We start from the raw sequence: 13,041 nt of genomic DNA, 5'->3' as shown, positions 1-13,041 counted from the left end.
GGCAGATCACGGACATTTCAATGAATCCTGAGTTTCTAGATTTCGAACAGCCGATTGCCGAACTCGAGGCGAAAATCGAGGAATTGCGCTATGTTGGCAACGACAGCGAGGTCAATCTCAGTGAAGAGATCAGCCGATTGGAGCGCAAGGCCCGCACGCTGACCCAGTCCATATTCGCTTCGCTTACACCCTGGCAGGTATCCCAAGTAGCGCGGCATCCGCGACGTCCTTACACGCTGGATTATATCGAGCGTCTGTTTACGGACTTCGAGGAATTGCATGGTGATCGCGCCTATGCCGACGACGCAGCCATCGTGGGTGGGATAGCGCGACTGCGCAACCAGCCGGTGATGGTTATCGGGCACCAGAAGGGGCGCGATACCCGCGAGAAAGTGAAGCGCAATTTCGGTATGCCGCGCCCGGAAGGCTATCGCAAGGCATTGCGCCTGATGCGTATGGCTGAACGCTTCCGTTTGCCCGTCATCACGTTTATCGACACGCCTGGCGCCTATCCGGGTGTGGGTGCCGAGGAGCGCGGCCAGAGTGAAGCCATCGCGCGCAATCTGTTCGAGATGTCACGTCTGCGTACACCGATCATCTGTGCGGTGATTGGCGAGGGCGGTTCCGGCGGCGCGCTCGCGATCGGTGTGGGTGATCATGTGATGATGCTGCAATACAGTACGTATTCGGTCATTTCACCCGAGGGCTGTGCCTCGATTCTCTGGAAGAGTGCCGACAAGGCACCTGAGGCCGCCGAGGCGTTGGGTATTACCGCGCAGCGCCTGAGATCACTCAATCTCATTGACGAGGTCATTCCAGAACCGGCTGGTGCGGCGCACCGCGACATCGAAACGGTCAGTCGGCAGTTGGGTGAATCGTTATGGCGGGCGCTTGAGCACCTGAACGCGAGTAGTCCGGACGCGTTGCTGCAGCGTCGTTACGAACGACTCATGCGTTACAGCACGATCGTCGAATAGCCCATCATGGCAAAGGTCGAGGCACTCGACCCTGTTTGGTTGGCGCAGCAGCTGGACAAATTGCCCGTCACGGGGCGTTGGCTTCTGGCCTACAGCGGCGGCGGCGATTCTCAGGCTTTGCTGCATGCCCTCGTTCAGGGGGGGCGGGTGGGCGTTCGCTACGTGTTGTGCACGTCCACCACGGTTTGCAGGCCGATGCGGACGCCTGGGCTGATACGTGCGCCGCGCATTGTGCCGAATGGGGGATCGAATTCGAGCTTCTGCGGATCGCGGCTTCGCCGCGTAGCGGCGACAGCCCGGAGGCGCGTGCGCGCGAGCTGCGTTATGCCGCTTTGCGTTCGGTGATGGCGCGCGGCGATGGCCTGCTTACCGCGCATCATGCCGATGATCAGGCCGAAACGTTGCTGCTACAACTCTTGCGCGGTGCCGGCCCGGCTGGATTGGCGGCCATGCCGCGGCTTGCCCCCTTCGGCTGCGGTTGGCATGCCCGCCCGTTGTTGGCCTTGCGCCGTACCGCATTACGCGATTACCTCACACGCGCAGGGATCGGCTGGATCGAAGACCCGACCAATAGCGATTTATCGCCCGCGCGCAATTACCTACGCCATCGCATTCTGCCTTTGATCGAGGCGCGCTGGCCTGCAACCGTCACCACGCTCGGTAGGGCGGCCGGCCTGCAGGCAGAATCTCAGGGTTTGCTGAGCCATCTGGGACGTCGCGACCTTGAAACGGCGTCCGGCGAGTGGCCTGGCGTGCTCAGTGTGTCTGCCCTGCGTGTCTTGCCGGATGCGCGCCTGCACAATGCGGTGCGCGTGTGGCTCTCCGACAAGGGGCTGCCATTGCCAAACGCACGTCGTCTGTCCGATCTGCGGCGGGTCTTGGAAGCCAGGCGGGATGGTCGTGCGCAATTATGCTGGCCGGGGGCCGAGCTGCGCCGCTACCGCGATGAACTATATGCGGACATCCCCTTATCATCGCATGACTCGACTCGGGTATTCCAATGGGATCCGGCGACCCCGCTGGATCTGCCGGGGCTGGGTTTGGTGTTGAGGAAAGAGGACCTGCGTTGCGACCTGTCCAGCTTGATGTCTGCTGGCGCGCACCTCACGATTCGCTTTCGCAGGGGCGGTGAACGCTGCAAGATGTCACCCCGAGGCCGCAGTCGTGCCCTCAAAAGCCTGTTGCAGGAGGCGGGTGTGCCACCTTGGCTGCGTGACCGCATACCCCTGCTGTATGCCGATGAGCATTTGGTCGAGGTGATAGGCTATTGGCGTTGCCACGAAGACCATCAGGCCGAGGACGGGCTGCGACCGCCATGAATTGACTTAACGCCCAGGGGTAAGGGATGAATCGACTGGAAAGGCTATTCGAGGGTTTTTTGTGGCGGAGTCGCTTGGTGGTGCTCGCCGCCGTTGTGGCCAGCCTCGCCTCCGCGCTGGCAATGTTCTACACGGCTACGATCGATGCCTGGTACATGATCGTTCATCTGAGTGAGTATGCTTCTCCCTCGCTGACCGAGGCCGCGCGCGCGCAGATGCGCGGTAGTACCATCGCGTACGTGGTAGAAATACTGGATGGTTACCTATTGGCTACGGTGCTGCTGATATTTGCGCTGGGCTTATATGAGCTGTTTATCAGTAAGATAGATGAGGCCGAGCGCTCCGAGATGGCCTCCAAGGTGCTTGTCATCCATAGCCTCGATGATCTCAAGGCGCGGCTGGGCAAGGTCGTGCTGATGATCTTGATCGTCAAGTTTTTCGAGCACGCGCTGGGCATGAAATTCGCCAGCCCACTCGACCTGCTGTACTTCGCTGGCGGGATCGCGCTGATCGGGCTGGCCCTGTACTTTTCGCATTCCTCCGAACATAAACCGGGCGTGTTATCCCGGCCGCGTTTGGTCGAGCACGAGGAATAATTGATCAATAGTTGGTTTGTGCCGGTCAGTTCGATTGAGGCGTCGGCCCGATCTTTGCTAAACTCGCGCCCCGTGATCCCCCCGACTTCATCCGCCCCGTGGGCGTAATACTATGACGCGTTTTATTTTTATTACCGGTGGAGTCGTCTCCTCACTGGGGAAGGGTATTGCCTCGGCCTCGCTGGGGGCCATACTCGAGGCCCGTGGCCTCAAGGTGACGCTGCTCAAGCTTGATCCGTACATCAATGTCGATCCCGGCACCATGAGCCCGTTTCAACACGGGGAGGTGTTTGTGACCGAGGATGGGGCGGAAACCGACCTTGATCTCGGGCATTACGAGCGTTTCGTGCGTTTCCGGGCCACCTCGCGCAATAATTTCACGACTGGCCAGATCTACGAGAACGTCATCCGCAAAGAGCGTCGAGGTGATTATCTCGGCGGGACGGTACAGGTGATCCCGCATATCACAGACGAGATCAAACGCTCCATTCGTGATGGCGCAGACGACGCCGATATTGCCCTCGTCGAGATCGGCGGTACGGTAGGTGACATCGAATCGTTGCCCTTTCTGGAGGCGATTCGTCAGATGGGCGTGGAGCTCGGGCGAGAAAGCGTGCTGTTCATGCATTTGACGCTGGTGCCCTATTTGCCAGCCTCCGGCGAGATCAAGACCAAGCCTACACAGCATTCGGTCAAGGAATTGCGTTCCATCGGCATACAGCCCGACGTACTGATGTGTCGCAGCACGATGCCGTTGCCGGATACGGAAAGGCGTAAGATCGCATTGTTCACAAATGTCGAGGAAAAGGCGGTTATCTCGGCCATAGATGTCGACAATATCTACAAGATACCGCTGTGGTTGCACGCGCAACGACTCGACGAGATCGTATTGCGCAAATTTCATATCGAGGCGCCCGCCGCCGATCTGTCGGACTGGAAGCACGTCGTCAATGCGATGGAGTTCCCGGAGGCTGAGGTCGTGGTCGGCATGGTCGGAAAATACGTCGACCTGACCGAATCCTACAAATCGCTCAACGAGGCATTGACCCACGCGGGTATTCATACGCAGACACGCGTGCGTATCGAATATATCGATTCGGAGCGAATCGAGGCGGATGGCATTGAGCTACTCGCGCATCTGGACGCGATTCTCGTGCCGGGTGGCTTCGGGCGACGTGGCATCGAGGGCAAAATTCAGGCGGCTGAATACGCGCGCCGGTATGCCATCCCTTATCTGGGCATTTGCCTCGGCATGCAGGTCGCCGTGATCGAGTTTTCACGTCACGTGGCCAGCTTGCCACGCGCGCACAGCACCGAGTTCGATCCCCAGACACCGGACCCAGTGATCGCATTGATTACGGAATGGCAGAATCAGAGCGGGCAAATCGAGCGCCGCGATGGGGATTCCGATCTTGGCGGCACCATGCGCTTGGGTGGGCAGGCTTGCCGACTGGTAGCCGGGAGCCTTGCGCATCAGTTGTATGGCGAAGACACCATTACCGAACGCCACCGCCACCGCTACGAATTCAACAACAATTACCTCGATCCATTGACCTCGGCAGGCCTGCACATCTCGGGCAAATCCCTTGACGGCGCACTGGTCGAAGTTGTTGAGTTGCCGGATCACCCCTGGTTTTTGGGATGTCAGTTTCACCCGGAATTCACCTCGACGCCACGCGACGGCCACCCGCTGTTCAGTGGCTTCATCAAGGCCGCTCGCACACGACACGAACAACAACTGCGCAAGCTGGAGTCGTCGACATGATGAAGCTGTGCGGATTCGAGGTCGGCCTAGATCGCCCTTTCTTCCTGATCGCCGGCCCGTGCGTCATCGAGAGTGAGGCCCTGGCGCTCGAAACCGCCGCCGTCCTCAAGGCTATGACCGATGAACTGGGTATCCCGTTTATCTACAAGTCTTCGTTCGACAAGGCCAATCGCTCATCGAGTCAGAGTTTCCGCGGTCCGGGCCTGAGCGAAGGTCTGCGTATTCTCGAACGTGTGCGGCGCGAAATCGGCGTGCCGGTGCTGACTGACGTGCATGAGGACACGCCACTCGATGAGGTGGCGGAGGTGGTGGATGTGCTGCAGACGCCAGCCTTTTTATGCCGACAGACCAACTTCATTCAAAACGTTGCGCGTCTGGGTTTGCCCGTGAACATCAAGAAGGGGCAGTTTCTGGCCCCCTGGGACATGGGCAATGTGGTCGATAAGGCCCGCGAAACGGGTAATGCACAAATTATGGTGTGCGAGCGTGGCGTGTCCTTCGGATACAACAATCTGGTTTCCGATATGCGCGCGCTTGCGGTGATGCGCGATACGGGCTGTCCCGTAGTGTTCGACGCTACCCATTCGGTCCAGTTGCCGGGTGGGCAGGGGACAGCTTCGGGTGGGCAGCGCGAATTCGTGCCGGTACTGGCACGTGCCGCCGTGGCGGCCGGCGTCTCCGGTCTGTTCATGGAAACACACCCGAACCCCGATCAGGCATTGAGCGACGGGCCAAATGCTTGGCCGCTGGGCCAGCTGAAACCGCTGCTGGCCCAGCTCGTCCAGATCGACGCCTTGGTGAAGGCCTCGCCACTGGCCGAGCAGGCATTGCTCATCGCCACCGGATCAATCGAATAACCCCCTTCAGGAGAGCATACGTCCATGTCCGAGATTGTCGACGTCCACGCGCGCGAACTGCTTGATTCACGCGGTAACCCGACCGTAGAGGCGGATGTACGCCTGGCCAGCGGCGCCTTCGGCCGCGCGGCGGTACCCTCAGGTGCTTCGACCGGTACGCGTGAGGCGGTCGAGCTGCGTGACGGCGATGCGAAGCGCTATGGCGGCAAGGGTGTGCTCAAGGCGGTCGAGCATGTCAATGGTGAGATCCGCGAGGACCTCCTCGGGTTGGATGGGCGAGAACAGGTTTCCATCGACCGCCGATTGATCGAGCTTGACGGCACGCCGACCAAGGCACGCCTGGGCGCCAACGCAATTCTTGCCGTTTCCATGGCACTGGCAAAGGCCGCTGCAAGCGAGGCCGGTTTGCCCTTGTATCGCCATCTGGGAGGGAATGGGGCGATGACCATGCCGGTACCGATGATGAATATTATCAACGGTGGAGCGCATGCGGACAACAGCATTGACCTGCAGGAATTCATGATCGTACCCGTGGGGGCATCCTCGCTGACGGAGGCCGTGCGATATGGTGCCGAAGTGTTCCACGCACTCAAGTCGGTACTCAAAAAGCAGGGGATGGCGACGGCGGTTGGCGACGAGGGTGGTTTCGCGCCCAATCTGCCTTCAAACGAAGCGGCCATCCATGTGATTCTGGAGGCGATTGGTCTGGCGGGTTTCCGCCCAGGCGACGACGTGGCACTCGCCATCGATGCGGCCAGCTCCGAATTCTACAAGGATGGGCAGTACGTGCTCGCCTCCGAGGGGCGCCATTATGATGCCACCGGCTTCGCCGAATATCTGGCCGCTTGGGTCGACCAGTACCCAATCTTGTCGATCGAGGACGGGATGGCAGAGGACGATTGGGCCGGATGGGGTATCTTGACGGCATCGCTGGGTGGACGCGTTCAGCTCGTTGGCGACGATCTTTTCGTCACCAACACTGAAATCCTGTCTCGTGGTATCGAGGCCGGCGTGGCCAATTCGATCCTGATCAAGGTCAACCAGATCGGCACCCTGACCGAGACCATTGAGGCAATCCGCATGGCAAACACGGCTGGATACAGCGCCGTTGTTTCGCATCGTTCGGGCGAGACCGAGGACACTACCATTGCGGATCTCGCAGTCGGTATGCAAACCGGGCAGATCAAAACTGGTTCACTGTCTCGTTCAGACCGGGTGGCTAAGTACAATCGCCTGATCCGCATCGAAGAGGAACTCGGCCTGCAGGCAAGCTATCCTGGCCGGGACGCCTTCAAGCGCTAATCCCCGCGCTGAGAATCCCATGAGTACGGGGAGCAAGCTGCTGATCACGGCCCTGGTGGCTATGTTGATCCTGTTGCAGTACAAGCTCTGGCTGGGCGAAGGCAGCCTGAGTGATATCCATCGTTTACGTCAGGAACTGGCTGCGCAGAGCGCGGAAAATGCCAAGCTGAAGGATAGTAATGCTGCACTTGCCGCAGAGGTTGTCGCCCTCAAGCAGGGGACGGCTGCGGTGGAAGAATTGGCACGTAGCCGCTTGGGCATGATTCAACAGGGTGATACTTTTTATCAATATGTAGCGCCTGCCAGGACGCCACCCGATGCGGCCGTGACTGAGCCGTCTCAGTCGAGCGGGCCAAACAAGCAGTGAATACGCGTTGCTGGGTGATCATTCCCGCTGCGGGTACCGGCCAGCGGATGCGCGCCGCGTTACCGAAACAGTATTTGCCCCTGCTCGGGCGGAGCGTGCTCGAACATAGCTTGTCGCATTTCATGTCTCGCCAGGATATTGCTGGCATTATCGTAGCCTTGGCACCCGACGATTCTTATTGGCCGGCGCTTGAGTTTCTTGGCAAGTCTTCGATACGTTGTGTGGCGGGTGGGCCAGAGCGGGCCGTATCGGTACGCAATGCCCTTCGTGAACTGGCGCAACTAGCCGCGCCGGATGATTGGGTGTTGGTGCACGATGCGGCGAGGCCTTGCCTGCGCGCTAGCGATCTCGACAATCTGCTTGATACATTGCACGAGCACCCGATTGGCGGGATTCTGGCAATCCCGGTGCGGGATACGCTCAAACGCGTGTCTGCAGAGGGTGTGATTGCCGATACCGTGGTGCGCGAGGGGCTTTGGCTTGCACAGACGCCGCAGATGTTTCGCCTGGCGATGCTGGCTGAAGCGTTGGATCAAGCATTTACGTTTGGCCATCCGGTTACGGATGAAGCCTCTGCAATGGAACTCGCAGGCCATGTGCCGTGCGTTGTGGAAGGTCATTCTGACAACTTGAAGATCACGCGTCCGGAGGATCTGCCACTCGCGGAGTTTCTTTTGTCGGGTCTCAATTGTTGACGGATTCAATCAATCCAGTGGGCGTTTCGTGAAGCGTATATTCTCTGGCGCCACAGCGCCGCCTGAAATGATAAAACTCATCGCCTCGTCCATGCTCCAGTCGGTCGGTATTAAATCCTCAACGGGCACGATTTCCAGATAGCCTGAAGTCGGATTTGGCGTTGTGGGGACATAGACGGCGGCCAGTTCGCGCCCGGTATCGGCATCTATGAGCGTGCGGGTCACTAAGCCCACCGAGCGCATTTCTGGTGATGGAAAATTGATCAGTACAACGCGTTGGACGTTTTCTGGTTTCTGCTGCAAGGCCGCGAGCAATTTTTTGGTCGAGCCGTATATTGCATGTGCCATCGGGATGTGGCTCATGAGTCGGTCTACGAGGTTGAGCAATTTTCGCCCCACAATGCGCGTGCTGGCCCAGCCAAGCAGATAGAGCGCGAGGAGCGTTAGAACAATCGCCAATAACGACTGCACCCATGGATAAAGCCAGACGCGGGATGCAGGCGTGCCATCAACCAGCGTGTCCGTTAGGGCTCGAATCCAGGGAATGCCGAATCCAGAGAGTTGCGCGAAGATGAAGTCGAATACCAGCCATGTGATCCATAGTGGTATGGCTGTGAGAACACCCGTGATCAGGTAGCGTTGGACCCGTTGCGTGAATCCACTGCCGGTGTCAGCCATGCATGATTCCGATGCGTATGTGTTTCCTGAGTTTGACGATTCCGACGCACAGGACGTCGCTGCCTATCCTGGGAAGCCGTGGGTGCGTGAAGGATGGATATACGTTGCCGAACGCATTGATAGCATTACACCAGTGCTAAAGCGGCTCTGCGGCGATGAATCTGGAGACGAAACGGTGGTAACGTCCATCCTCCTGCCGGTTGCCGTGCCGCGTGTGGCTAACGGTCCCGTATGTCGTCACGCCCGTGCTGCCATCCCGTCGAGTCCAGCGTATGCGTCCCGTGGTTTGTGGTGCAATTTCATGCGTGCTGACCAGAGTGAAGACTTGACCATCACTGGTGCTCAAGTTGATATAGATGGGTTGTGGTGGCTGCGTGTGCTCCGCCCAAAATTCGGCAGGTAACAGCGTCGCACTGCCACGCTGATCGATGGAGAGATCGACGCCTTGCAGAATATCGTCGATCTTTTGCTGACGTTCGGGCGTGATTTCGATCCCGTTGTTGCCTTTGATGTATTCGCGTGCCATTGCGCCCCCCCATATACGGAGGCATGCCCTGCCTCGTCTCATAAGAAAAGTCTAGCATAGGCTTCAAGGGCCTTGACAGCTTTGTCTTTGTGCTGTCTTCGCAAGCAGCTCGCGATGGCTGTCTACCAACCGCGAGCCGCTGTTTTTGCTACGAAATGAGGGGTGATCAGAAGTTGTAACGCATACCGATGGCAACCACCGTATTGGCCTTGGCACTAACGCTATCCACCAACTTGCTGTTGGCGTAGCGGTTATTCAGTTCGAGCTCGCCTGACGCGCTGAATTGCTTGCTGAAGTGATGGTTCAGCCCCAGGGTCACTCGATTAGCTGTTTTGTTGCTGACAGCGGCCCACTTGGCCTGGCTATACTGGACGAAGGTGTAATTGTTGCCCACATCATACGAGCCCTGCAGCGCGATAGTCTGCACGGCGCTTGTGACGCTGCCCGCAGTGCCCGTGACGTTGCCGAGCTGACTTGGGCCATCCGCGCGCGGGCTCAGGCGCTGAAAGTTGGCGTCCACACCAAAGGCGCCGAATTTGTAACCGGCCGCGATACCCGCCATGTTCTTGGCATCGCCCAGTCGCGTTGCGCCGAGTGAAGACAGATACCAACCCGTATTGCTGCCCACATTGTCCTTGGGAATGGACATGAAGGCCGCGCTCACATAGCCGCCGGCGCCGAAAGCGTACTTGGCACCGATCTGGATCATCCCCTGCTGCTGACCTTGGCTGTCGGTTCCGGCCCCGACGTAGGCCACACCCAATTGGAAACCACCCATGTTCGGGCTAAGGTAGTTGATTGCATCGACACGGTAGGTATAGCCGTTGGCGTTAATCGGATTGATCGGGGCTGCAACCACGTCGGTCACGTAGGTTGCGTCTTCTATGAGCGAGTAGTAGTAATCAACCTGACGCCCGATTGTGACGCTGCCGTAGTCGCTGCCCTTGACGCCCAAGTAGCCGAAGCGGGTATAGAAGCCGGGGCTGGGGGTATGGTAGGCACTAACGTTGGCGCTGGCATTCATGGCATTGTATCCGGCCTCAATTTTGTAGTAGCCGGTGACGGAGTCGTTGATTTTTTCGCTACCCTTGACACCGATGTTGCTCGAGTCGTCACCGAAATAGGTCGACGAGTTGCCCGTGGCGCTGGTTTTGCCGGCGTTGTACATTTCGAGCCAGACCCGACCATACAATGTGGCATTGGCAGCTTGCGCAGCGATAGGTGTGGCTGCCAGGAGGCTAAGTGCGGTTGCAATAACCGTCTTTTTCATGTGCGTTGACCCCTTAGAAGTTTAATGTCGATGAAATACCCATATTGGGTGGCCGCACTTATACAGATGATTCTATTTTCTTATCAATCGCGTGCGGCTAACAAAGCGATATTTAAACGAAAAATTCATATGCTTGATTGACGGCTGGTTGGGGTGGCGACCTGGACATCAATGTTTTGTGGATTTTTTGTTGAGATGTTCTTGATGTCGATGGGGTTTGGTATGTTGCGCGCCCTTTGGGCAAGGGAGAGAAGGTTTTTATGACCATGTTGGCAGAGCATTAATGTCGTCTGTTTATATTAAAAAAATATCAATGGAATAAAGTTGTCTCGTATGCCTTGAGGACGCATCATGAAAAAATACCGTTTCATCGCCCATCGTGGAGATCGTGAGTTTTTTCCTGAGAATACCTTGGCCGGGTTTGCATCTGCGTTGAAGCTGGGTGCGGACGGCATTGAATTCGATGTTCAGATTGCCGCAGATGGTGAAGCGGTAATCAGCCATGATGACTATCTGGATAGATGCTGCGGTATTTCTGGGAGCATTCTGGATTCGACGAAGGCGCAGCTTGAGAGGATCTCCGCACATGAGCCAGCACGGTTTGGCGAGCAATATTCAAGTGTTTGTTTGCCAATGTTGATTGATGCAATCAACTTGTTTAATCAACATGAATACCCAGAAATTTTTGTCGAAATCAAAGAGGAGAGTATCGTGCGTCACGGTTGGGCACGAGTGCTAAAGTCCTTGAGTGAAGTCATGTGCCGAGCTGAATTTTCATGGACATTGATATCCTTCGATGATGAAATCATTCGTCAAGCAAGAGTGCGCTTGGGTTGGAAGATCGGTTGGGTGTTGTCGGAGGATGAGGCTTGGGATGAAAGTCGTCTGCGTGCATTGGGGCCTGACTACGTATTCGCCTCGCTACACGCACTGGAGTCCTCTTCCCATTCGGTATGGTCGGGGTCATGGCGCTGGGTGATATATGGCGTGAATCATCCTGATGACGTCATTTATCTTGAAAAATTAGATGTTTTTGATTATGAAACGGACCGCTTGGGTTTCATGCTTGATGCCATGAGAAACTGATGTCTGTGGAACAATATGATCTGATTGTGATCGGGGGTGGTATTCAGGGTGCCGGCGTGGCACAGGCGGCGGCTGCCGCAGGTCATTCCGTCGCACTTTTCGAGCAGTACGATATGCTGGCGCAAGGCACTTCCTCTCGTTCCAGTAAATTGATTCATGGTGGCCTCCGGTATTTGGAAACGAGGCAGTTTTCGCTGGTGCGTGAATGCCTGCGTGAGCGCGCATTGTTACTTAAAAATGCACCGGATTTGGTGAGTTTGAAGGCTTTTCACATCCCGGTGTATGAAGGCGCGCGGCATGGAGTATTCATGCTCAAGGCTGGGTTGGCTGCTTACGCGTTGCTCAATGGCTTGCGTGCGGATTCACATTTTAACGGATTGCCCCGAAGTGCCTGGGATGGCTTGGATGGGCTGCGCACAGACGGTCTACGTGCCGTGCTGCGCTATTACGATGGGCAGGCCGATGACGCTGCATTGACACGTGCGGTGATGACTTCTGCGATCGAACTTGGCGCCGAATTGAGGCTTTCACATACGGCCGAGTGTATCGAATTGAATCCGGCTGGTGTCGAGGTGACATTTCAAACGGACGCAGGGGAATTTCACTGTCGAGCACGTGCGCTGGTCAATGCTGCAGGGCCTTGGGCGTTGCGTGTGCTGGATAGGGTGATGCCAGCCCAATCCATAGTGCCGGTTGAGCTTGTGGCGGGTACGCATGTGATACTCGATCGGCGGCTTGATGTCGGTATTTACTATGTTGAAGCAAGCGACGGACGTCCGGTCTTCATCATGCCTTGGCAAGGGCAGACGCTGATCGGTACGACAGAGCGTGTCTTTAACGGCGATCCCACATGTATCAAGCCCACGGCCGGCGAAGTCGATTATCTGCTTGATACCTATCGACGTTATTTCCCCGGTGAAATACCGCAGATGACGAATGCCTTTGCCGGGCTGCGCGTACTGCCTTCGGGCGGCGATCCGAATCGTCGTCCACGAGAGACATTGTTCTTGACCGACCGGAAGCACAAGCCGCGCGTGCTCAGTGTACTTGGTGGAAAATTGACGGCGTATCGGGCTACCGCCGAACGTATTATGAATAAACTCGAACTGCCCGAACGCATGGCAAGAGGCGACACGCGTCGGCTTAGTCTTCGGGCGCAATGAAGTCTCCGACAAACTAATCGTGCTCAGGTTTGTGAACAGATTTCGGTTATGCCCTCTGTGCTGGTCCGACGAATAATTGCCAGAGTCAGTCGGGATATACAAATTGGGCGATATTCCTCGTCTTCGATCTGTACATCCCAGACGTGCGTCGAACGTCCAAGATGCAGTGGGCGTGCAGTGGCGATCACCTGTCCGGCCTGTTTGCCGCGCAGGTGGTTTGCGCTGATCTGTATGCCGACGGCGGCTTCTACGGCGGGATCTTCCAGGCACAGCCATGAGGCCATGCTGCCGATTTCTTCGGTCAATACGCATGAGGCGCCACCGTGTAGGCGCCCGAAAGGTTGGCGCGTGCGGTGGTCGACCTGCATGCTGGCACGCAGGAAATTCGGGCCGATTTCGATAAATCGAATGCCCAAGTGTGCACTCATGCTGCCGTATGC

General features: G+C 57.2%; 14 protein-coding genes. 10 read left to right on the top strand and 4 right to left on the bottom strand.

Annotated elements, in window-relative coordinates; translation table 11 throughout:
* The first annotated feature begins 20 nt into the window (after positions 1-20).
* From accA to ispD, 8 genes are all read left to right on the top strand, one after another.
* Positions 21-977 (top strand): acetyl-CoA carboxylase carboxyl transferase subunit alpha, encoded by a 957-nt coding sequence (gene accA, locus BI364_RS09775; protein WP_070080007.1) that lies wholly within the window; start codon positions 21-23, stop codon positions 975-977.
* Between the two features lie 167 nt (positions 978-1,144).
* A complete protein-coding gene (gene tilS / locus BI364_RS09770) occupies positions 1,145-2,296 on the top strand; it encodes a tRNA lysidine(34) synthetase TilS (protein ID WP_233279483.1) in 1,152 nt (383 codons plus the stop codon).
* A 26-nt stretch (positions 2,297-2,322) separates the two neighbouring features.
* Positions 2,323-2,892 (top strand): YqhA family protein, encoded by a 570-nt coding sequence (locus BI364_RS09765; protein WP_070078569.1) that lies wholly within the window; start codon positions 2,323-2,325, stop codon positions 2,890-2,892.
* A 112-nt stretch (positions 2,893-3,004) separates the two neighbouring features.
* On the top strand, positions 3,005-4,657 hold the full coding sequence (locus tag BI364_RS09760) for a CTP synthase (RefSeq protein WP_070078568.1): 1,653 nt from the start codon (positions 3,005-3,007) through the stop codon (positions 4,655-4,657).
* On the top strand, positions 4,657-5,514 hold the full coding sequence (gene kdsA / locus BI364_RS09755) for a 3-deoxy-8-phosphooctulonate synthase (RefSeq protein WP_070078567.1): 858 nt from the start codon (positions 4,657-4,659) through the stop codon (positions 5,512-5,514). Before BI364_RS09760 ends, kdsA begins: the two co-directional genes overlap by 1 nt.
* Positions 5,515-5,538: 24 nt before the next feature.
* Positions 5,539-6,816: a phosphopyruvate hydratase gene (gene eno / locus BI364_RS09750; protein WP_070078566.1), complete on the top strand. Its 1,278-nt coding sequence runs from the start codon at positions 5,539-5,541 to the stop codon at positions 6,814-6,816.
* A gap of 19 nt (positions 6,817-6,835) precedes the next feature.
* On the top strand, positions 6,836-7,183 hold the full coding sequence (gene ftsB, locus BI364_RS09745; protein ID WP_070078565.1) for a cell division protein FtsB: 348 nt from the start codon (positions 6,836-6,838) through the stop codon (positions 7,181-7,183).
* Positions 7,180-7,878: a 2-C-methyl-D-erythritol 4-phosphate cytidylyltransferase gene (ispD, locus tag BI364_RS09740; RefSeq protein ID WP_070078564.1), complete on the top strand. Its 699-nt coding sequence runs from the start codon at positions 7,180-7,182 to the stop codon at positions 7,876-7,878. Before ftsB ends, ispD begins: the two co-directional genes overlap by 4 nt.
* A gap of 9 nt (positions 7,879-7,887) precedes the next feature.
* Here the strand turns inward: ispD and BI364_RS09735 are convergent, their stop codons facing one another.
* The 3 genes from BI364_RS09735 to BI364_RS09725 form a co-directional block, all read right to left on the bottom strand.
* On the bottom strand, positions 7,888-8,556 hold the full coding sequence (locus tag BI364_RS09735; RefSeq protein WP_070078563.1) for a DUF502 domain-containing protein: 669 nt from the start codon (positions 8,554-8,556) through the stop codon (positions 7,888-7,890).
* 136 nt (positions 8,557-8,692) lie between these two features.
* Positions 8,693-9,082, bottom strand: coding sequence for a hypothetical protein (locus BI364_RS09730; RefSeq protein ID WP_070078562.1), 390 nt, complete (start codon positions 9,080-9,082; stop codon positions 8,693-8,695).
* A 166-nt stretch (positions 9,083-9,248) separates the two neighbouring features.
* Positions 9,249-10,352, bottom strand: a complete 1,104-nt coding sequence (locus tag BI364_RS09725) for a porin (RefSeq protein WP_070078561.1) — start codon at positions 10,350-10,352, stop codon at positions 9,249-9,251.
* A gap of 351 nt (positions 10,353-10,703) precedes the next feature.
* Here BI364_RS09725 and BI364_RS09720 point away from each other — a divergent pair, with 351 nt between their 5' ends.
* Both BI364_RS09720 and BI364_RS09715 read left to right on the top strand, forming a co-directional pair.
* The gene (locus tag BI364_RS09720; RefSeq protein WP_070078560.1) at positions 10,704-11,438 is read left to right on the top strand and encodes a glycerophosphodiester phosphodiesterase family protein; all 735 of its coding nucleotides are present in this window, start codon (positions 10,704-10,706) and stop codon (positions 11,436-11,438) included.
* Positions 11,438-12,601, top strand: a complete 1,164-nt coding sequence (locus BI364_RS09715) for a glycerol-3-phosphate dehydrogenase/oxidase (protein WP_070078559.1) — start codon at positions 11,438-11,440, stop codon at positions 12,599-12,601. The genes BI364_RS09720 and BI364_RS09715 overlap by 1 nt, the downstream gene beginning before the upstream one ends.
* Positions 12,602-12,624: 23 nt before the next feature.
* Here the strand turns inward: BI364_RS09715 and BI364_RS09710 are convergent, their stop codons facing one another.
* Positions 12,625-13,029 (bottom strand): hotdog fold thioesterase, encoded by a 405-nt coding sequence (locus tag BI364_RS09710; RefSeq protein ID WP_207644988.1) that lies wholly within the window; start codon positions 13,027-13,029, stop codon positions 12,625-12,627.
* Positions 13,030-13,041: the final 12 nt, after the last annotated feature.

It is taken from the genome of Acidihalobacter yilgarnensis (assembly GCF_001753245.1).
GTDB classification, from domain to species: domain Bacteria; phylum Pseudomonadota; class Gammaproteobacteria; order DSM-5130; family Acidihalobacteraceae; genus Acidihalobacter; species Acidihalobacter yilgarnensis.
This window is presented reverse-complemented; position numbering and strand designations above follow the sequence as displayed.